Consider the following 21,554-nt stretch of genomic DNA (forward strand, 5'->3'; position numbering starts at 1 on the left):
GGGCCGCAGAGGTCCGGTATGTATTTTTCAGATTAACGCAGGCGGGGAGATGCTGCTTTATGGGATTTTACAAGTTTTTGCTGTCCAAAGTGCTTTCCTTTGTACTTGTCGTATTCATCGGCATCACAACCGTATTCTTCGTGCCTCGTTTCATGCCGTCGGATCCCGTTGAAGCAATGATCGGCAAGATGACGGCGAACCAGGCGTTCATGGAACCGGAAGCGATCATTACGCTGCGTGAAACGTTGAATGAATCCTTTGGTCTTGAAGGCTCGATGTGGAATCAATATTGGGGGTTTGTGAAGCGGGTCATCGTGACGCAGGATTTCGGTCCTTCGTTGGCCAGCTATCCGAATCCCGTCAATGAATTAATCGCTAAAGCGCTGCCGTGGACAATGGGATTGCTGCTCATCTCGACCATAATCGCATGGCTGATCGGCAATATCGTCGGCCTGCTTGCCGGGTTTCTCAAAGACAAATCGTATTCCAAGGCGATGGAAGCGATCTCCATCATGATCTATCCGATTCCCTACTATATCTTGGCGCTGATCTTAATCATGCTGCTTTCGTATATTTATCCGATTTTCCCGTTATCGGCTACCTTCCAAGGAGATGGATTCTCATGGGAGCATATCAAAAGCATTATCTATCATTCAATCTTGCCGGCGTTTTCTATGATACTGGTAGGAACAGGCTGGTGGGTGATCAGTATGAAAACCCTGTCTGCGGGCATTGCCGAAGAGGATTATGTCCAATTCGCAAGACTAAAGGGCTTGAGCGAGCGCAAAATCATGACGAAATACGTGCTGCCGAATGCGGCGCTCCCGCAAGTCACGATGCTGGCGCTGCAGATCGGGACGATCTTCAACGGAGCGTTAATTACGGAGATCCTGTTCGGTTATCCGGGGATCGGGACCCTTATCTATACCGGCATTCTGCAGGCCGACTATAACCTGATCATGGGAACGATTACGCTCTCAATTATCGCAGTGGCAGCGGCTACCTTTATCGTGGATTTCTTATATCCGTTCCTGGATCCAAGGGTTCGTTATAAATAAGTGTGCTTCGGAGGTGAGTGGCGCGTGAAGCATTGGAATTTTCGTTTAAAGCTGGGAGTCTCTATGCTGGGCATCTTCATTATTCTCGGCTTCATCGTTCCTTTCTTCTACCAGGGCAATCCGATCGAATGGGGCACGTATCTGAAGAATCTTAAGCCGAGCAAGGAGCATCTCTTCGGAACGACGAACCTTGGCCAAGACACGTTCTGGCTGCTGGCGAAATCGATCCAAAATTCGTTCATTATCGGCATTATCGTTGCATTCTTCGCTACATTGATCGGCGTTCTGTTAGGGCTGTGGGCCGGATTCAAGGGCGGGTTTATCGATCGGTTGATCACCATCATGACGGACTCGTTTATCGTTATTCCTTCTCTCCCCATCCTGATTCTGCTTGGAAGCCTCATGCAGGGCAAGGCTTCGCTCTTCATGATTTCATTTGTGCTCATCCTATTTAACTGGCCTTGGCCGGCGCGTCAGCTTCGTTCCATGGCGTTATCGCTCAGTGAACGCGATTTTATCAGCACCGCGATTTTCTCCGGACAGAACACGCTGAAGATCATCGTCAAGGAAATCTTTCCTTTTGTCGCGGGATGGTCCGTGGCCAATTTCGTGAATACGATTCTGGTTGCCATCGGTTCTGAATCCGGCTTGGCCGTTATTGGGATGTCCAGTAACGAGAAGGCTACCCTTGGCACGATGATCTATTGGGCAAATCAGCATCAGGCGATGCTAGCGGAGCGTTGGTGGTGGATTGGTTCGCCGGTTGCGGCCATCTGCTTAATCTTCATATCCTTATTCCTGGTTATGACGGGCTATCAGCAATATTCTGCGCTAAGGAGAGGGAAGTAAGATGCTGAAGCTAAATCAGGTAAGTGCGCAATATAACATGTTGAACGGCTATGTGAAAGCTGTCGATAAAGTAGATTTCGAGGTTCGCAGGAATGAGATATTCGGCATCGCGGGCGAATCCGGCTGCGGAAAATCGACGCTTCTTAAGGTGATGTACGATTTAATCCAATATCCGCTTGAAATCGCATCAGGCTCCGTAGAAGTGCACACTTCGGATAGGAAAGGAACGCCTGTCATCTATCGCAACGGCGAAATCCATAAGAGCTGGTGGAAAGATATCTCTTACGTGCCGCAAGGCGCGATGCATGTGATGAATCCGGTGACCAGAGTGAAAAATCAATTCTTCGACACCATCAGCAAGTTCCATGGCGTGAAGAATAAGAGAACGCTGGAGCATGAAATAACGGCGTACTTGAAAGAGCTGGAGCTTCCGCCGGAAGTGCTCAAAGCCTATCCGCATCAGCTTAGCGGCGGAATGAGGCAGCGCGTATTAATTGCACTCGCTACATTTCTGCATCCGAGTATCGTCCTGGCGGATGAGCCGACAACGGCACTCGATGTCGTCGTGCAGCGCGGCATCCTCACCATGCTGTCGCAGGTGCAGAAGAAATTAATGAATTCCATGGTCATTGTCTCTCACGACATGGGTGTGCATTATCAGATTACGAATCGCATGGGCATTATGTATGCCGGCCAGATGATTGAAATCGGCCCGACGGACCGTATCTTTAATGAGCCCAAGCATCCCTATACCAAAATGTTAATCAACGCCCTTCCGAGAATCGGAGATAACAGCCAGAAGGAAGGTATACCGGGAACGCCGCCGAGCTTGAAAAATCCACCGGCCGGCTGCAGATTCGCCGCGAGATGCCCGCATGCCATGGAGGTGTGCCGTATAGTCGAGCCAGAGCGGGTGAATGTAGGCGAAGGTCATTACGCAAGCTGCCATTTGCTTAGCTAGCAAACTTAGCGAAGGACTCAAATACAGTGCAAAAGCTACGGAGGAGGTGGTTGTTTGGGGGCCAATATTCTGGAAATCCATGGTCTCACCATGCATTACAAAATCGGCGGCATGCTGCTTGGGACCAAAATTACAGCGGTCGATCACATCGATTTAACGCTGCCTGGAGATAAACCGCAAATCATGAGCATCGTCGGCGAGTCCGGCTGTGGGAAGACGACGCTCGCGAAGATGATCCTGCGCCTGCTTGAGCCGTCTTTCGGAGAGGTGCTGATCGAAGGCACGCCGCTATCGTTCTATGCCAAACGGAAGAACAAGAAGGCTTTTCTGAAGAAAGTCCAGCCTATCTTCCAAAACCCATTCTCTACGTTCAGCAGCCGCAAGACGGTGGATACGTATCTCTATGAAACAGCGCTAAACCTTGATGTTGCCGCGACCAAGCAGGAAGCGAAAGGCATTATCACGGAGGTTCTGAGATCCGTCGGACTTGATCTGGCCAATGTGGCCGGCAAGTACCCCAATCAGTTTTCCGGCGGGGAGCTGCAGCGGATCTCGATCGCAAGGGCGCTCATTCCGAAGCCAAGGCTGATCGTTGCGGACGAACCGGTCGCCATGATCGACGCTTCCCTGCGCATGAACGTGGTGAACTTATTCATGAAGCTGAAGGATGAATATAACGTCAATTTTATTTATATAACGCATGATCTATCCACGGCCTATTATGTCAGCGATTACATTGCGACGATGTACAGAGGGAATTTAATCGAATACGGCAAAGCCAAAGAAATTCTTAACCAGCCTGCGCATCCCTATACGGAGCTGCTGCTGGAGTCCATCCCACGGGTCGGGAAGAAATGGAACGAAGACATGAAGCTCCCCGATCTTGAGAGCAAAGAGTATGGGCTTCACGGCTGCAAGTTTGCCGGCCGATGCGTATATGCCAAGGAAATATGCCGGTCGACCAAACCCGGCATGCTTCAATTAAATGCGGATCATCAAGTGCTTTGCTTTAAACACAGCGGCTATCAAGTCGCGGCAGGAGAAGCTAGCATCGGCGTACACACGGCTGCATCCGGCAATCATACTGATCTTAGTTTGTAAATTATATATTGGAGGTTTTTCACATGCTGCATAATCAAGGATTAGGTTTCGGTTTGTCCACGGCGCCCCTGATGACGAATGGGAAAACCCGTTCCATCAGCGCTGAGAATCCGAGAGGGGAAGTCGGAGCAGGCGGGAAGGAAGCCAGCAATTTAGGCGTTGGCAGGAAGGGCAGACCGTGTATTACGCTCCAGCAGGGGGAAACGGTCACGCTGATGGAAGTGGACGGGCCGGGCGTCATTCAGCATTTCTGGATCACCGTTACGGACCGGACCGATAAAGGCTACTTCGTGCTGCGAGACTTGGTTATCCGGATGTATTGGGATGACGAGGCGGAGCCTTCGGTCGAAGTGCCGCTGGGAGACTTCTTCTGCAACGGTTTCGGCGCGCGGAGTATCGTGAATTCGCTGCCGATTGTCGTAAATCCGACCGGGGGCATGAACTGTTATTTTCCGATGCCATTCCGCAGCAAAGCCAAGATTACGATAGAGAACCAGCATGCGCGCGAAATCGGCGGGTTTTTCTATCAATTTAGTTATACCTTAGTCGATGAGATTCCGGAGGAAGCAGGCTATTTCCATGCGCAGTGGAGACGGGAGAATATTACGACTGCGGCTCAGGATTTCACGATCCTTGATAACGTTAAGGGGAAAGGACACTACATCGGTACGTACTTGGCATGGGCTGCACTGGAGCGCTACTGGTGGGGGGAAGGCGAGATCAAGTTTTATATGGATGGCGATGAGGATTGGCCGACCATATGCGGCACGGGGACTGAAGATTATTTCGGCGGTGCCTGGTGTTTCTATGAGAAACGCGAGGGGAAAATCGTTGAAGTTCCCTATAATACGCCTTATCTCGGTTATCCCTATTATTCGAAGACGGATACGACGCGCTGCGACATCTTCGGGGAAGACAGCGTGCCGATGCATGGCTTGTACCGTTGGCATTTGATGGACCCGATCCGCTTCGAGAATGAGCTGAAGGTGACGATTCAACAAATGGGACATAACAGCCGCGCCTTGTTCGAGAGAACGGATGATGTGTCCTCGGTAGCTTACTGGTATCAAGCGGAGCCGCATGCTGCGTTCCCGGCACTTCAGCCTGTCGAAATGCGCTGGCCAAGGTAATATCAGGCTATTAAATAGTCCGGAATGAAAGGCTGCCTTGGCAGTCTTTCTATTTATTCTGATGTAGAAGGGCGGAACCGACCATGGATGCGTTGGTAGATAACAAGAGAATTCCGGGAGAAACTAAGCGATTAAGAGCCATGGAGAAACAGAAGCAGAAGGAACGCAAACGTTGGATCTTCTTCTGCATCTGTTTCGCAGCTATTGCAGCAGTCGTTATAGCGGTTATATTCGCGCCTAAGCCAAAACCGGTTGCATTCGATTATCAGCAGCTTCCCATGCTCGGTTCCGCGGATGCACCGGTTAAAATTGTCGAGTTCGGTGACTTTAAGTGCCCGGCATGCCGCTATTTCAGCCAGGAAATTAAACCGAAGCTGCTGCAGGACTATATCGATAAAGGGGAAGTAGCCTTCTATTTTATGAATCATACCATTATCGGACCGGATTCTTTTGCAGCCGCCGTGGCGGGCCAATCCGTATATCATCAGAACCCGAAGGAATTTTGGAAATATTACGATGCCATTTATAAGAATCAAGGTGATGAACGTGTTGCCTGGGCAACACCGTCATTTCTTGTTGAACTTGCCAAGAATGCGCAGCTACAGGTCGATTACGAGAAGTTGATGCGAGATATTGAGAATGAGGCGTATGCCAATGAAGTGATTGCTCATAACGAGAAGGCTGAGAAGCTGATTTCGGCTACGCCGACGCTATTTATTAATGGGGTTAAGTATGTGGATTTCGCGGATTATGACAAACTTAAGAGAGAGATTGCCAAGGCCGGGTAGGTCTTAACTTATGGCGGCTTTTTAATTATAATAAATGATAAAGATGATTAGGCAGCCTGTACGACTACTATACAAATAAGGACGTGCTATGGAATGAATTTGGACTCCGTCATGCAGGAGCTTGAAGCAATCGGCAAGGACCGCAGCAAGAAGATGTACATGTCCAATGGGGCGCAAGAACCGTTGTTCGGAGCGACTACAGGCGAAATGAAGCCTATTGCCAAGAAGATCAAAATTAATCAACCTCTGGCGGAGCAGCTGTACGCCACGGGGAATTATGATGCCATGTACTTTGCCGGCGTAATTGCGGATCCTAAGGGGATGACTGCAGCCGATTACGACCGATGGATGGATTCGGCTTATTTCTTTATGCTGTCCGATTACGTGGTGGCCGTAACTTTGGCGGAATCGGATATAGCGCAGGAAGTTGCCGATACCTGGATTGCAAGCGGGGAAGAGCTGCGCATGTCCGGCGGCTGGAGCTGTTACTGCTGGCTGCTCGGCAATCGAAAAGACAACGAGTTTTCCGAAAGTAAGCTTGCCAATATGCTTGATCTAGTGGCAGCCACGATCCACGATGCGCCCGAACGCACGAAATTCGCGATGAATAATTTCATAGCCACAGTAGCGGTCTCTTATATTCCTCTCCACGATAAGGCTGTCGAGATTGCGAAAGCCGTTGGTCCTGTAGAAGTCAACAAACACAAGGCGAAGAGCAAGTTGATATCCGCTTTGGATAACATTCAGAAGGCCATTGATAGAGGGCAGATTGGTTTCAAACGTAAGTATGTCCGGTGTTAATAAACAAAACGGCAGCAATCATTGCGATTGGCTGCCGTTTATGGTTGTTGCCGTAAGGAGGGAACTCGATTGAAAAGGGATTTCTATCACTATTTGATCATACAGTATTTAATTGTGTTTGTTCCCCCTGCGGTAGCCGCGCTTCTGTTTGATTTTAACGACAATTTCAATACTTATCTAGAAGAGTACATTGGCTTTACGGTAGGATTAACGGGATTAATTACTAGGGGTCTTTTATCCATGTTCCTGAATAATGATGTCATCATTTCGATCATCTTCTTGATGATCAAATGGATTGTGTTATATCCGCTGTACAGGATGATGTATAACACACTCAGACGAGTCAAATGGCTGCCTGTATTGATAAGTTTGCTGCTGGGTATATGGGGCGTGATCTTCGGTGCGTTCATTATGATTGCGGCGATGCAGTGAAGATTGGTTGACTCTGTGAACCTATAGCGCTTCGCCAAAGTAAATCGTGTGTCCCTGATCGTCCTCGATGATGAACTCCTTAGTACTCCAATCCGTTTCATGCACATCCTTAGTCAATATGACCCCTCGAGACTTCAGTTCCTCGGCCAAGGCAGCGGCATCATCCGTTTGCAGGTAGAGCGTGAAATGGTCACCGTCGCGGGCATAAGGGATAGAAGGATCCTGTTCACAGACAAACTTAAGGTGAAAGATCTGGTTGCCTGCACGAATGCCGGCATAGAAGTCTTCGTAGCGAAATGCGAGTTCCAAGCCTAATTGCGTCGTGTAAAACTGTATGGAGCTTTCAAGATTCATCGTTCGCAGCTGCGGGATAACGCCTGATATTTTCATGAATTCTCCTCCTACCAGAGTGTGAGTTCCTAATTATACCATTTTAATTAGCAAGGATTGAAAGTTAACGTCATTAAATTTACGGAAATGTAATTGTAAATTAACGTTGGGAGCGATTTGTCTGGAAGTAAACTATCACATCGAAGATCGAGTGCTCGCAGCGACGCTTGATAGAGAGTACGGGATACAAGTGGAAAGCATTCACTTCATTCCTATGGGAGATTCCGCTTACTCGTATGGGGTGAATTGCAGCAATGAAGATCGTTATTATCTGAAATTATTTGATCTTAACAATGACAGACAAAGAATGAGTATGGAACGTTCTCACAATTACTTACCATTAACGTGGAACTTGTTTCATCAAGGGCTTCTTCAAAATATTACCTATCCCATTAAGAATCGGAGCGGCGAATTTTCAACAACATGCAATGAGATCACGCTCGTATTATTTAATTATATTCAAGGGGAATCCTTGGCAGAGGCATACCCTTTCTCCGAAGAGATTCTTGAACACATTGCCGCATCCGTAGCTGCCATTCATTCGATTACTCCATCTATAGACAAGACTACGGTTGTGGCAGAGCCCTATGATATATCTTTTGACCGTGATCTTGAAAAGTGTATTTCGTTGATCGAAAGCACACTGACCTTTGACAATCCCAGTAAACAAGCGCTGCGTGAGCATGTTTTGCCGAAGAAAGAGCAAATTCTTGTCTTATTGAATCTGGTTCGTAAACTTCGTTTGGCGGCAATGTCGGAAACCCATGAGTTCAAGTTGTGTCACGGCGATGTTTGGGGAGGAAATCTAATTCGTCATGGCAATTTGTTGTATGTTATAGATTGGGAATCCGCAATAATGGCGCCGATAGAATTCGATATGATTGGTTACATCGGCGAAGAGTTCGATGTTTTCTTCTCCGCTTATGAGAAACATGTAGGCAAATCAGTGGCAATAAATCCGGATTTATTGCGATTTTACTCCTACCGCCACCATCTTCGGAATTTAACCAATTGGCTCATGAATATTCTATATCGAAACACCGAAGACGCTCAGAACGAGAATGATCTGGAGATGATTCTTTATCACTGCATGAATCGTTGGGATCATATTGAGCCTATGGTTAAGGAAGTGGAAGCTAATCTTCGGAGGAGGAGCGGCGGAATACAATGAACATGTCAGAGCTTAAGCGACTTATCATTTCAATCGAGATTAAGGCATTAGAGAAAACAATCGTGGATGGAGAGGGCAAGAGTCATTTCGTCGATTTGATTCGAGGAAGAATCGATCATCTCCGGCGAGAGGCAGATTGGATTCATCCGTTTGACAAGGAACTGCCGGTATCACGACCGGCAATGACTAACCTCGTTATTCGGGATGCGGCTATTGATGACGTGGACATGATTCGGGATGTCTATCGTCGATCTTCGCTGACGAACGAGACCGACCATGATCTGATCGCTGCCAATCCCGAGTGGCTTGTGTGGGACGAAGCATTGCTGCCATTCGCTCATGTTGCAGTTGTTGACGGGCGTATCGTAGGCTTTGCAACGGCGCGTCCGGTAGACGACTTCCTCGAACTCGAGGATCTGTTCACTGATCCTGATTGGATGCGTCAAGGCGTAGCCAGTGCGCTGATCGCTGATATAGCGCAACGCGGTGTGCGAATTGAGGTTTCCGCCAATCTAGCAAAGGCATTTTACGAATCGGCGGGATTCGTAGTCATCGGCGTTGCCGACTCGCCGGGTGGACCTTTACTGCGAATGCATCGTGAAGTCAGTAAGCCGTGAGGTGAGGATATCATGAGCAGTAAGGTACATTTGGGATAGTTAAGCCAAGATAAAAGGGGCAACCGATTTATTCGGTTGCCTTTTATCATTCCTATTGTGCCGCTGCCAAAAAGTAAAAAGGAACATCAAAATAGTAAAGCCGGGCAATCCATTTTTTGAAATGAAAGCGCTATACTCTCAGTGCGTGTGCAAAGAACGGCGCAGGCGCAGTTGCAGGACGGGAAAGGGGGATTTGATTGTAATCGCTCGCTTCATCTTATCAATATGCCACGAAGAGAGGATGTGCAGGACATGCGATTTTTCAAATGGTTGGGTTCGATCGCCTTATTATTGACGGTAGCCGTAGGGTTGCTGCCGGTTAAAACGCCTCATGTTTATGCGGATAACCCCAATCATACGCTGGTAGGCGCTATTCGTTGGGATGCTTGGGTAGGTACGCTGAACACCGATGGGGTCGGCGCGCCGCAGGTCGGTTTACAGGTTGAGCAAACGCTCGGACCGAATAAGTACCATTTTCGGCTGCCGTACTTTGGAGTAGAGACGGGGACGAATTCCGTTAATGCGCGGCAATTGACACAGAGTCTCATGGACCAGGATATCGCCTTCGCTAAATATGCCGGCATCGATTATTGGGCATTCTGCTTTTATCCGGATGGCAGCGGCATGGATACAGCACGGAATCTATACGATTCAAGTACCCATAAGAGCGATGTGAAATACACGTACATCCTCGGAACAGGGAGCCTGCCGTCCACGAAATTCGACTGGCTGGTGAGTAAATTTCAAGAAAGCAATTACCAGAAGGTGATGGGTGGTCGGCCGCTGCTGTATATTTTTGGCGGAACGGGCGGCTATAGTGCTGCGGATATTACATCGATTCGAAATAAGGCGACTGCGCTTGGGCTGGCAAATCCGTACGTCGTCGTCATGTCCGACAACTCTTCCGGCGCTTCGAGCGCGGCGACTTCGATCGGAGCAGATGCGATCAGTGCTTATATCACGTGGATGGGTGGCGGTGGCGCTTACTCCGGCTTGGCAGCACAAGACGAAGCTAACTGGAACAACCACAAGGCGACTGGGAAGAAGGTCATTCCGTGGGTGACGTCGGGTATGGACACACGTCCTCGGTACGATAATCCCGTAAGCTGGACGTCGGTCGGACCGAACGACTGGGTCCAAACGGCGGCGCCTTCCGAAATCGCTGCAAACCTCACGAATGCGCTAAATTGGGTCGGCAGCAACTCGTCGACCGCCGAAGCAAACGCGATCATCATGTACGCTTGGAACGAATACGACGAAGGAGGCTGGATCGCACCAACGCTGTTCGACGGAACGGAACGTCTCGACGCGATTAAGAATGTGCTGAAACCGTCCGCGAATCCGGCGAATCTAGCGCTGGACCGAGAAGCTTACAGCAGTTCCTCCAACTGGGACGCAAGCCAAACGGCAGCCAAGGCGTTCGACAGCAGCAGCGCGACGAACTGGCAAGCTGTTTCAGGTTCGACTTACAGCGGACAGTGGGTGCAGGTGGACTTCGGCGCGAACACACGCTTCAATCAAGTGGAGCTGGCAGAATACGGCAGCCGCACAACGGGTTATCGGATCGAATTCTGGAATGGTTCGAGCTGGACAACCGCTTATACCGGCACAACCATTGGAAGCACGGCATCGCCAACGACGGTGACCTTCCCGACCGTACAGGGCACAAAGGCAAGAATCTACTACACCGGAGGTACCTACACGCCGATCCTTTACGAGTTCGAGATCAATCGTCAATACGTCAATCTGGCAGCCGGCAAAACCTATGCCAGCTCCTCCAATTGGGATGCGGTGCAAACGGCAGGCAAAGCTTTCGACGGTAATCTAGCCACCAACTGGCAGGCGGCTCTCGGATCCACCTATAACGGACAATGGGTGGAAGTGAATTTCGGCGCGAGCACGACTTTCAACCGAGTTGTGCTGTCGGAGTATGGCAGCCGTACATCAGGCTATCGGATCGAGTACTGGAACGGTTCGAGCTGGGCGACGGCATATACCGGCACGACGATCAGCGGCACCGGCGCACCGACAGTAGCGACGTTCCCCGGCGTGACAGGGACCAAAGCGCGCATCTATTACACGGGCGGAACCAACACGCCGATTCTTTATGAGTTCGAAATATCGAATTGAGAGACGGATCCGCTGCTTAGGTAGGAAGCATGGCCAGCTAATGCGAGCTGAGAGTTCGAATTCGGAACTCTCAGCTTGTTTATTTCTCCGAATGCGATTTAAGTGTCTTGTTTTAGGACTCTCAGATCCTGGATATGAGGCTAGTTGGGGAAGTGTGATTTGAGAGTGTGATTTTGGACCTCTCAGCTTGTATTTTGCACCGAATCTGATCTGAGAGTCTTGTTTTACGACTCTCAGCTCCCGGATATGGGGCTAGGCGGGGGAAATGTGAGCTGAGAGTACGAATTTGGAACTCTCAGTTTTCAGTTAAGGGGCTAGGTGGAGGTTAAGTGATCTGAGAGTCTTGTTTTAGGACTCTCAGCTCCCGGATATGGGGCTAGGCGGGGGAAATATGAGCTGAGAGTACGAATTTGGAACTCTCAGCTTTCAGTTAAGGGGCTAGGTGGAGGTTAAGTGATTTGAGAGTCTTGTTTTAGGACTCTCAGCTCCCGAATATGGGGCTAGGCGGGGGAAATATGAGCTGAGAGTACGAATTTGGAACTCTCAGCTCTCAGATAAGAGGCTAGGTGGAGGTTAAGTGATCTGAGAGTCTTGTTTTAGGACTCTCAGATCACAGATCAGGCGCGCATAGGTATTGTTTGAAAACTTTTCTCCATGCTCCGAACTTTCAATTGTTCCGTAATTTCTAAGCAGTTGGCCGCGGCGAGCCACTGTTGCCAGTCGGCTAAATCGGGTCAGCCGACATTGTAGGACAGATAAGCAGGAGAGTGCGGCAACTTCACGAATATGTTGGAAATGGAAATTATAGTGAAAATAACCTAGTAGAGGTGAATCGATGGAGATCGTATTAATTTTTATTTTGCCCGTGATTCTAGTTCTCTTCTTAATCAATATTGATGCGAACGTGAAGAAACACTTACTGAATGACGAACGCATAATAGAAAGACTCGACATCTTAATAAATACCCATAAGGAGAAGGACAAGAATAATTCGGAATAATCCATACTAGGAGGCTGCAACAAACCATGATTTCTATTTCCGGATTGATTGCTTCCATAGGCTGCATCTTATTGTGTTGTGTTTTTTCATTTTGGAATCCGTACTCAACTATACCGATTGGTATCGATACATTGCTAATCATGAGTATAACGTTGGTTTTACCGGCGCTACTGGGTATCGTATCCTCGTTAAGAAATAACCGGCTCTTAATGTACATGGTGTTTGTATGGTCACTGCCATTTGGGCTTTATATGTGTATCGCGTCCATACCGAGTGTTTGGAACCTATATGGTGTGGTACTAATCCTTTATCTGATAGCAGCGATAAGGATGAATAGAAGCGGCTACAGCCAAACGATCGGATAGTGCGGATCATTCTGGATAGGATTGACAATTGAGAAAACGGCACATACAATATGAATGAACGATTCATTTTCGAGGTGAGCCATGGCAGACGAGCGACTGCGCAGCATTTATTTTCATGCGGGAAGATTATTTAATACCAAGCGTTATGCGAATACGAAGGTTTCGGAGATTGCAGAAGCGGCCGGTGTCGCAACGGGTACGATTTACAACCTGTTTACAAGCAAGAAGGCCATTCTTACTTTTGTCATACGCGCGTCATTGGAGAAAGATTATCTCGACAGCGAGATCGCATTGCCCGTCGAAGAGGCTGACATGAAACATCTGTATAGCCTGTGCGAAAAATTAAATGACAGGATATTCGGCGATGTTTTGCGAATTACCGACGCCGATGGGTCAATTATCAAGAGCTTTACGCAAATGGTAGCCGACATCTTCGATATGAGTGCGGACATTCTTCTAGCAACCGGTAATATCGAGACAAACGCGAGTATTCTTCGCGAACTGGCGAACTCTTTTTTTCCGGCAAGGGATCAGTTCTTCCGTATATTCGAAAATAACCTCATGACCTTTATGGAAGCAGGGGAGATTCGGAAGTTGGATTACCCGCGCGTCCACGTGCAAAGCATCAACGATATTTTGACATGGTGGGCTATGAATGCGAATATTGCCATGCCTGAAATTTCAGTACCACGCGCTGCAGCTCGGGATATCGCGGTTGACCTTGTGGCGAGAGCCTACGTAATCCATAGCAAATGAGTATTCATTTCAATCGGCACGCTTCGGCGTGCTTTATTAAATGAATAAAAACGAATGAACCGTTCATTCATCAGAAATGGAGATGGAGAAATGAATGTAGGTTACGTAAGGTCAAAGCCTGAAACCAATCAGCACGATACACTTCCAAGTTCATTGCAAGTCATGCGCCGCTACTTCACCGTCAACAAGAAATACACACCAATTCTCGTATCCACGATCCTTTTCTCACTTCTCACATCGGCGGTGCTAAGTCTGATGACGCAATCTTTCCACGCTATTATTGATCAATTCGGCATAACGGGCACGATCCTAAACAAGCAAACTGCCTTTCTGCTGCTGGCACTCGTAGTGTTTATACCCTCGCAGTATCTGCAGCAATTTCTAGGTATGAAATACAGCGAGCTGTGCGACCGCAATCTGCGCAATACCAATTTTGCCATCGTATCCGGCATCGACAAGCAGTTACAGGATGGTCGGAACAACGGAGATATCTTGTCACGTGCCAACAGTGATCTCATTCAAATCAACGAATCTCTGCAAAACTATTTCTCGGTGAAGCTGCCGCAGCAGATTATCGGTATTGTCGCCCTGGCAGCTTCACTCTTCATCAGCTGGCAACTAACATTATTCTCGCTAGCCATCGTACCGGTCATCGCGTTCTTGCAAGTTCGAATTTCGGCACCGCTAACACGTTTGGTTCATCAGCGGCAGCAAGCGGCTGGCGAATCACTCTCCATTGCGAATCACTTGATGGGCGGCTATGAAATCGCTAAAGCGTATAAGCTTGGTGACTTACTGCGGCAACGTTACGAAGCTGCCGTTGATCGAGCCGCAGGCAGCGGAATCGAAGCCAATCGCGCAACCATCTTGCTTGCCCCGTTAAGTCAGGTCTTATTATTCCTCCCCCAAATCATCATCTGCGGCTTTGGCGTGTATCTGGCAAGTATCCATCAGATTACTTCCGGCGGCGTTATGTCTGTCATCATTTTGAGCGTTTTCATTGGCAATCCCATCGGAGATTTGTCATCCGTGTTGTCTGCCTTCAAAACCGCGCGGGGTTGCGCCACTCGCGTTTTCGAGTTGTGGGATTGGTCACCGGAGCCGAGAGGCGGGACCGCAACGAGTCCGGTTAACGACCTAATCCGATTCTCCGATGTTGTATTCTCGTATGGGGATCATTCACCGGTATTAAGCGGAATTTCATTTACCGTTCAACGAGGCGAGCATATCGCGCTCGTCGGATCAAGCGGATCAGGGAAATCAACCGCGATCAAACTGCTCCTGGCGTTGTACCGCAAGCAGGAGGGCGATATCGAGATATTCGGTCATGCTGTGGAGGATTGGGCGACGGATGCACTTCGCGAGCACATCTCTTATGTAGGGCAGGATACGTATTTATTTGCCGGGACGCTGTGGGATAACGTCGCAATGGGCAATCAGAGCGCTACCGATGCACAGATACAAGCGGTTATTGACGCTGCGCTGCTTCAAGATATCGATATGAAGCGAGACATCGGCGAACGCGGGATGCGCCTATCCGGAGGACAACGGCAGCGGGTAGCGATAGCTCGCGCGATGTTGAAAGATGCTCCGCTGCTCTTGCTCGACGAACCCACCTCAGCGCTGGATACGCAAAGCGAAGCAGTGGTGTCGGAAGCCCTTCGTCGGCTAATGGATGGCCGCACCACGATCATCATCGCGCACCGGCTGTCTGCCCTTCGCCACATTGACCGAGTCTTATGTCTACATGAAGGTCAGATCGCGGAGAGCGGCACACATGAACAACTAATGGCGCTGCAAGGCATTTATTGTCGACTCTACAAGTCCCAGGAGGCGGATAAGGATGAGCACTGCGATTGACAGCATCCGGCACACCTGTCGAATGATGATATGGTCATGGCGGTTCATAGCAACTTGGCGTAAGAGTTATATTGGATGTTCTTTGATAAGTATGCTGCAGAACGCATGGATGTCGATAACCTCTGCATACTTAATCGGACAAACGACGGCACACGCCGCAACAGGCAACTTTGAAGCTATGTTGCAAACGATAGGGGCAGTCGCTGTGATCGTAATGCTGGGCATGATCGTCATGACGGCAGTAAATTACAAAGCCGCTGCGATTAAAGTACTTGGCCTTGCGCAGATTCGTAAGGCATTGTTTGCGAAGTTATCCGCAATACCGGCGGCTAAAGCGGATTCGCATTTATCCGGCGATATGTCTACTCGCTTAAGTATGGATGCGGAACGTACAGCCGATTTCTTCGGTTCAATGATGACGGGTGACCGCAGTTTAGCCGCCATTCCGGTCAGTATCCTCATTTCCACCGTGATCTGTATCGTTTCGCAGCCATTAATAGGCCTTATGAATCTCCTATTCGGTCTGATTAGCATCTACGCGAACCTTGCTTGCATTCGCAGAGAGTATAAGTGGCTTACAAAAAGAATGGGAATCATGTCGACGCTCACGCAGCGCATGCTGGATATGATTTCGGGAATAGTTGTTGTACGGATGTTTGGTCTTACCCGTCATTTGCAGGCGAAGTATGAGGTCGATTCCTCAAGCGTCTATTCCCATGCGCTGCGCGGAGCAAGATACAACGCTTTGCGCTCATCTTCAAGTTCCGCGATACAGTGGGGTGCGATTATTCTAACCCTCGTCGCGGGCAGCTTATTCGTTTACAAAGGCGTGACTGACTTAGGGACCGTTGTGTTCATCGTGCTATTACAGTCGCAAATCAACAATGATGTGCTGTTAATGACCAACTGTTACCGCCAGCTCCAATATGCAACGATCTCCGCCGTTCGCGTTAAGGAGGTTCTGGATCTTCCTGACGAGCAAATACGCGAGCAAACCGTACAACCGGATCCAACCGCGGAGAATGCAATTGATATGCGAGCTGTTTCCGTAACTTACGAAAGCGATCTGCCCGTTATTAAGGAAATGTCTTTGCGAGTACGAAACGGAGAAAAGCTTGCGATTGTCGGCCGCAGCGGCGGGGGAAAGACGACATTAGTGAAGTACATCATGGAGCTAGTGGAAGCCGATGCCGGTTCCATTCGATTATACGGTCATCCGCGGGAGCGGTATTCACAAGAGACGGTGAGAGCACTCATCGCCTATGTACCGCAAAACAGTTATCTTTTCGATGGCACAATTCAAGATAATATTGCTTGGGGTAATCCCGGCGCATCCGATTACGACATAAGGAAAGCGATAAATGAGGCGGGATTGCGGGAAGTCATCGATCGTTTCCCCGATGGACTGAATACACGCGTTGGCGAATCTGGCTCGCAATTATCCGGCGGACAGCGTCAGCGAATCGCAATTGCGCGTGCAATGGTTAAGAATGCCCCTTTATTGCTGCTGGACGAAGCTACATCCGCGTTGGATGGCGAGTCGGAAGAACTCATTCAACAAGCATTGGATCGACTCATGGAGGGACGAACGGCTATTGTGATCGCACATCGGTTATCAACCATTCGGAATGCTGACCGAATTCTTGTCATGGAGAATGGGGAAGTGGTCGAAGAAGGAAATCATTCCTATTTACTTGCCCATTCGGTTCGATACGCACAACTCTACCGATTGCAGTATGCCTAACCCCGATATCTGTAAATCGTCAACTTGTGAAGAGATAGGAGGAAAATGGATACGAAAATGGAATATGTTCCAGTAAGAACGTATTATCGCAAAATTAGGAGGTAGCGTATGCAAATCAGCATTTGTTCGTTCAGTTTTCACAGGTTGTTGGCGGCGGGGAAACAGGATATTTTCCAATATATTAAGGATTGTAAAGAACTCGGGTGTACGCAGCTTGATCCTTGGAATGCACATCTGGCCGAGTTGAATCAAGGCGAGGATGCGCTGCATGCCGGTGCCAACCCGGACCAATCTCAGCATCTGACGGCGGTGGACGATGAATTTCTGGAACGCGTGAAGCGCGCGGCCGATGAAGCCGGCTTGCCGTTCGGCTGTATCGCCGTTGACGGAGCGCATATTTATGAAGAGTCCGAGGAAGCGCGTGCCGCCAATCGGCAGCGGGCATACCGTTGGATCGAAATTGCCGAGAAACTTGGCGCATCCCACATTCGTATCGACTCCGGCGGACCGCAGCAATGGACGGACGAAGTGTTTGGCATTGTTGTTGAGGGATATCAGGATCTCATCGCCCGTGCCCGGAAAGCAGGCATTCAAGTGATCGTAGAGAATCACTGGGGGCCAACCGTCGATCCGGATAATACGGTCCAACTATTGGAAGCGGTTCCCGGACTGGGCTTGCTGCTGGATTCATGGAATTGGGCACATGGAAAGCAGGCACAAGGCTGGTTGAAGTGTGCGAAATACGCAACGGTCACGCATATCAAAACCTTCCATTTTACGGAAGATGGACAGGAATTGACGCAAAATGTACCTTCTTTCTGTAAATTGCTGCAGGACAACGGGTTTCAAGGCACATGGGGTGTTGAGAGCGTGCCCGCTGACGGCAATGAAATCGAAGGCGCTCGCAAGACCATTCAGTTGATCCAACGTTCAGTTCGATAATAAGTTCTCGCAGATTAATGATTTTCAAACACGAATTAAGTGTGAGAGGAGAGGTAGTCGTGCAGAATACGATCGCAGTTGAATTGGTGGAAGTAGCTCCTTTTAAGGCTTTGGCGGTCCGGACGGGTATGACGGAGGACAAAAGCGGAACTCGGAAAGCATGGAGCGTGTTAACAGAGCAGGTTCCCGTAACCGATACGCGGCTCTCTGAAGGACCTAAAGCGTATGTGTTCATTCCGCAAGAACAGTGGAATAAGGAAGTAGATACGCTATGGGTTGGATTAGCGGTGGATGTCTTCGGCGATGTTCCTGCCGGTATGGAGACCTTGGCGGTTTCGGGCGGTCTCTGCATCAGTGCTCGTGTTCAAGGGAATGAGGCGCATATGTGGAACGTGTATGATGCCATATTTGCATGGCTGGAACAGTCCGCTGAATATGAACTCGATTCTAGCGAAGGCATACTCGGCATGGAGACCGTTCCTTTCGAACCCTTTAATGCGCTAACCGTGCCTTACTCGGAAATCGAGACGTTCAACTTCACGATGCTTTACCCGGTACGAAGGAAGTAATTAATCACTTTAAATAAAGCGGATTCCCATGAAGTCAGGGAGTCCGTCTTTACGTTAACGGAAGTAGTTAAGCTTTAATAGCAAATAGAATGGAAAATGAGGTGGATGCGATGCGTGAGCGAAGACCCAACATCATTATTTTCAATCCAGACCAGTGGCGAGGCAAGGACGTGGGCTGTTTGGGCAACCCGGTTGTTCGGACGCCGCATACGGATGCGCTTGCCGAAGAGGGAGTAGCATTTTCACAATGTTATGTCCAGAACACGGTATGTACGCCGAGCCGTTGTTCATTTATGACCGGCTGGTATCCCCATGTCAGAGGGCATCGCACCATGCATCATATGCTGTCTCCGGAAGAGCCCTTTTTGTTGCAAGAACTAAAAGATGCCGGCTATACAGTATGGTGGGGTGGCAAAAATGACGTCGTTCAAGTAGAGCATCAAACGGAGGTTTGCGATGTTCGTGTGACACCGGAGGATGTGAAGTTCGACTGGATCGCCCCGCTTGTTATGAAACAGGATGATCCGTTGTTTTATACCCATTACCGGGGCAAAGTTGCCGAGCATGAGATTGTCAGCAGCGATGATGCACTCGTTCAGGCAGCTGTCGATTTTCTGCAAAGCGGTCCTCGGGAGCCGTTCTGCATTTGCCTGACCTTGCATGACCCTCATGTTCCGTTCCAGGTGGAGGAACCTTATTATTCCATGTACGATCGCGAGCAGTTGCCTGCACTCATTCCGATGCCGGAGACGGGAACGAAGACGAGACATCTCGATGAGATTCGAGCTCGTATGAAATTGGAAGAACTAAGCGAAGCAGCTTTCAAAGAAATCCTTGCCGTTTATTACGGCATGATTACGAAGACGGATGCGGCGCTTGGCAGACTGACCGATGCAATCAAGCAAACCGGAAAGTGGGATGACACAGCGGTATTCGTCTTCAGTGATCACGGAGAATACGCAGGGGATTACCGAATGGTTGAGAAAACGCAAGTAACTTTCGAGGACGACTTAACTCGAGTGCCGCTCGTCATCAAGTTGCCCGCTTCGATGCCTCTGCCTAGAAGAGCGGAGCCGGTGGATGCGCTCGTGGAACTGATCGATTTCTATGCAACTGTGGCAGAGCTCGCCAAACTGCCTAAGAAGCACACTCATTTCGGCAAATCACTGATTCCTATAAGTATAGGTGCAACTACCGAGCACAGGGATTATGTCTACTGTGAAGGAGGCGCATTAATAGACGAACCACATACGCATGAACCCACACCCGCTCCAACACATGTATATTGGCCTCGCGTAAGTGTGCAGTCCGACTATATGGAGCAGCATGGCAAAGCAGTTATGATTCGATGCAGGGAGTGGAAGCTAGTCCGCCGTTTGTATGAGAGAGATGAGCTTTACAATTTAACGGCAGACCCTGACGAGTTGAATAATGTCATAGACAACAAGGACTACACGCATATTCGATTGCATTTGATTGAACGAATCGCAGATTGGTACTTAGCGACCGGAGATGTCGTGCCTTATAAATTAAATCCACGATCGCCATCGGAGATTGTCCCTGAATATTAGTGTCATTCATCCATGTCCCAATCTCTTAAAAATATGGGACAAGCAACCATTTCCGCCTTTCACTCGTCTAATGATGTAATTCCGGATTGAGTTATGTATCGATCTGTTACATCTACTACGAGATTAAGGAGTGGAAATGCATGAAACAACAAATTACAACTGCTTTAGCAGCGGCTACGATTATGGCAGGTGCTTTCTTCGCGCTGCCCGGCACAGAGCGGGCTAATGCGAATGCAGCCTCTGCAGCCATTCAAATTGAAGTATTGGGGAAGGCAGCCGCTTCTGACGCAGCACCGATTATCGATCACGGTCGAGTGCTCGTACCGCTGCGTGCGGTTAGTGAAGCCTTTGGCGCACATGTAGAATGGAATGCCAAGACGAATACGGCAGTCGTTCGTAAATGGGGCGTAACGGTCCGCTTCGCGGCGTTCAGCAGCGTTGCGGTAGTCGAGCGCAATCAACCCGGCGGCGTGAACAAAGTGACGGAGCGGATTGATGCACCTATGAAGCTGCACGGCAATCGTGCTTATGTTCCTCTACGTTACTTGGCTGCCCAATTCGGCTATGCCTCCGATTGGCATGACCGAACCGTGTTCATCTCATCCTACATCGGCAAGAAAAAGCACGATATACTGAATCAAGGCACATTGGCTGAAGCTCGTCAGGTTGCGGTGGGGCTCAGCTACGATCCGCAGTATGCGATTAATAAGCCACTGATTGCCGAGAACGTCGGCGAGGCTGACGGTTCAACGATGCTGTTCCCGGAAGGGGAAGCGCTGCGATTCATCCGTATCGATGGGAACCTTGCGCAGCAGTTCGAAATCAAAGACGACAAAGCAGTAGTAACGTGGGCCGGCAGATTAGCAGGAACAATAGAGGATCAGCTTCGTATCTTTATTAAGGGAAAGTGGACGAACAGCGTCGGCACAGCGCCGAAACCAAACGGCGATTTCATTTATTATAACAGCGGTATATTCGGTGAAACAGGATGGACGGAATACGGTGTTGTAAACGCCGAAGGAGCGTTCACGCAGACGGGGTATAAGCACTATGGGTTCGGTGAGGTGGATACCGAAACCGGCACGCTGGAAATCGCGAAGCCGGGCGAGAAGCGCACGGACACAGTTGGCCTAACATCGAGCTAAGATTTCAATGTTAAGGGGAGCAGATCTCTCAGATCTGCTCCCTTTGCATTAATTAATAACTCCGTGCTTGGTGATTCTCACCTTGATGACGGGATGAATCTCCATGGTTGTATTCAATGCCTTTGTCCAATTTGA

19 protein-coding genes are annotated in these 21,554 nt (G+C 49.1%); 18 read left to right on the plus strand and 1 reads right to left on the minus strand.

The window, feature by feature from the left end:
- Positions 1-59 precede the first annotated feature (59 nt).
- The 8 genes from BM412_RS08375 to BM412_RS08410 all read left to right on the plus strand — a co-directional run bounded on the left by BM412_RS08375 (position 60) and on the right by BM412_RS08410 (position 7,120).
- A complete protein-coding gene (locus tag BM412_RS08375; protein ID WP_091216248.1) occupies positions 60-1,058 on the plus strand; it encodes an ABC transporter permease in 999 nt (332 codons plus the stop codon).
- Between the two features lie 24 nt (positions 1,059-1,082).
- Positions 1,083-1,907: an ABC transporter permease gene (locus tag BM412_RS08380; protein ID WP_218163129.1), complete on the plus strand. Its 825-nt coding sequence runs from the start codon at positions 1,083-1,085 to the stop codon at positions 1,905-1,907.
- Position 1,908: 1 nt separating this feature from the next.
- The gene (locus BM412_RS08385) at positions 1,909-2,868 is read left to right on the plus strand and encodes an ABC transporter ATP-binding protein (RefSeq protein ID WP_091216250.1); all 960 of its coding nucleotides are present in this window, start codon (positions 1,909-1,911) and stop codon (positions 2,866-2,868) included.
- A 54-nt stretch (positions 2,869-2,922) separates the two neighbouring features.
- Positions 2,923-3,969 (plus strand): ABC transporter ATP-binding protein, encoded by a 1,047-nt coding sequence (locus BM412_RS08390; RefSeq protein ID WP_218163130.1) that lies wholly within the window; start codon positions 2,923-2,925, stop codon positions 3,967-3,969.
- 23 nt (positions 3,970-3,992) lie between these two features.
- Positions 3,993-5,099, plus strand: a complete 1,107-nt coding sequence (locus tag BM412_RS08395) for a glycoside hydrolase family 172 protein (protein WP_091216253.1) — start codon at positions 3,993-3,995, stop codon at positions 5,097-5,099.
- 140 nt (positions 5,100-5,239) lie between these two features.
- Positions 5,240-5,887 (plus strand): DsbA family protein, encoded by a 648-nt coding sequence (locus tag BM412_RS08400; RefSeq protein WP_256256192.1) that lies wholly within the window; start codon positions 5,240-5,242, stop codon positions 5,885-5,887.
- 93 nt (positions 5,888-5,980) lie between these two features.
- Positions 5,981-6,688, plus strand: coding sequence for a DNA alkylation repair protein (locus tag BM412_RS08405; RefSeq protein ID WP_091216258.1), 708 nt, complete (start codon positions 5,981-5,983; stop codon positions 6,686-6,688).
- Between the two features lie 69 nt (positions 6,689-6,757).
- Entirely contained in the window at positions 6,758-7,120 is a 363-nt protein-coding gene (locus tag BM412_RS08410; protein WP_091216261.1) for a hypothetical protein, read from the plus strand.
- A 21-nt stretch (positions 7,121-7,141) separates the two neighbouring features.
- On the opposite strand, the gene BM412_RS08415 is transcribed toward BM412_RS08410, so the two are convergent.
- Positions 7,142-7,510: a VOC family protein gene (locus tag BM412_RS08415; protein WP_091216263.1), complete on the minus strand. Its 369-nt coding sequence runs from the start codon at positions 7,508-7,510 to the stop codon at positions 7,142-7,144.
- A gap of 106 nt (positions 7,511-7,616) precedes the next feature.
- On the opposite strand from BM412_RS08415, the gene BM412_RS08420 reads away from it, so the two are divergent.
- From BM412_RS08420 to BM412_RS08470, 10 genes are all read left to right on the plus strand, one after another.
- Positions 7,617-8,681 (plus strand): phosphotransferase, encoded by a 1,065-nt coding sequence (locus BM412_RS08420; RefSeq protein WP_256256193.1) that lies wholly within the window; start codon positions 7,617-7,619, stop codon positions 8,679-8,681.
- Positions 8,678-9,298 carry a GNAT family N-acetyltransferase gene (locus tag BM412_RS08425; RefSeq protein WP_256256194.1) on the plus strand — a complete coding sequence of 207 codons (621 nt, stop codon included), beginning with the start codon at positions 8,678-8,680 and terminating at the stop codon, positions 9,296-9,298. Before BM412_RS08420 ends, BM412_RS08425 begins: the two co-directional genes overlap by 4 nt.
- A 291-nt stretch (positions 9,299-9,589) precedes the next feature.
- On the plus strand, positions 9,590-11,467 hold the full coding sequence (locus tag BM412_RS08430) for a galactose-binding domain-containing protein (RefSeq protein ID WP_177245715.1): 1,878 nt from the start codon (positions 9,590-9,592) through the stop codon (positions 11,465-11,467).
- A gap of 1,446 nt (positions 11,468-12,913) precedes the next feature.
- On the plus strand, positions 12,914-13,588 hold the full coding sequence (locus BM412_RS08440) for a TetR/AcrR family transcriptional regulator (protein ID WP_091216270.1): 675 nt from the start codon (positions 12,914-12,916) through the stop codon (positions 13,586-13,588).
- Positions 13,589-13,678: 90 nt separating this feature from the next.
- Positions 13,679-15,448: an ABC transporter ATP-binding protein gene (locus tag BM412_RS08445; protein ID WP_177245716.1), complete on the plus strand. Its 1,770-nt coding sequence runs from the start codon at positions 13,679-13,681 to the stop codon at positions 15,446-15,448.
- Positions 15,432-17,192, plus strand: coding sequence for an ABC transporter ATP-binding protein (locus tag BM412_RS08450; RefSeq protein ID WP_091216275.1), 1,761 nt, complete (start codon positions 15,432-15,434; stop codon positions 17,190-17,192). The genes BM412_RS08445 and BM412_RS08450 overlap by 17 nt, the downstream gene beginning before the upstream one ends.
- A 108-nt stretch (positions 17,193-17,300) precedes the next feature.
- Complete coding sequence (locus tag BM412_RS08455; protein ID WP_091216278.1) at positions 17,301-18,134, plus strand: sugar phosphate isomerase/epimerase family protein; 834 nt, start codon at positions 17,301-17,303, stop codon at positions 18,132-18,134.
- 59 nt (positions 18,135-18,193) lie between these two features.
- Entirely contained in the window at positions 18,194-18,703 is a 510-nt protein-coding gene (locus BM412_RS08460; protein WP_091216281.1) for a GyrI-like domain-containing protein, read from the plus strand.
- 110 nt (positions 18,704-18,813) lie between these two features.
- Positions 18,814-20,274, plus strand: a complete 1,461-nt coding sequence (locus BM412_RS08465) for a sulfatase family protein (protein ID WP_177245717.1) — start codon at positions 18,814-18,816, stop codon at positions 20,272-20,274.
- A 140-nt stretch (positions 20,275-20,414) separates the two neighbouring features.
- Positions 20,415-21,419, plus strand: a complete 1,005-nt coding sequence (locus BM412_RS08470; RefSeq protein WP_143111578.1) for a copper amine oxidase N-terminal domain-containing protein — start codon at positions 20,415-20,417, stop codon at positions 21,417-21,419.
- Positions 21,420-21,554 lie beyond the last annotated feature (135 nt).

This window comes from Paenibacillus sp. BC26, assembly GCF_900116125.1.
Classification (GTDB): domain Bacteria; phylum Bacillota; class Bacilli; order Paenibacillales; family Paenibacillaceae; genus Paenibacillus_Z; species Paenibacillus_Z lignilyticus.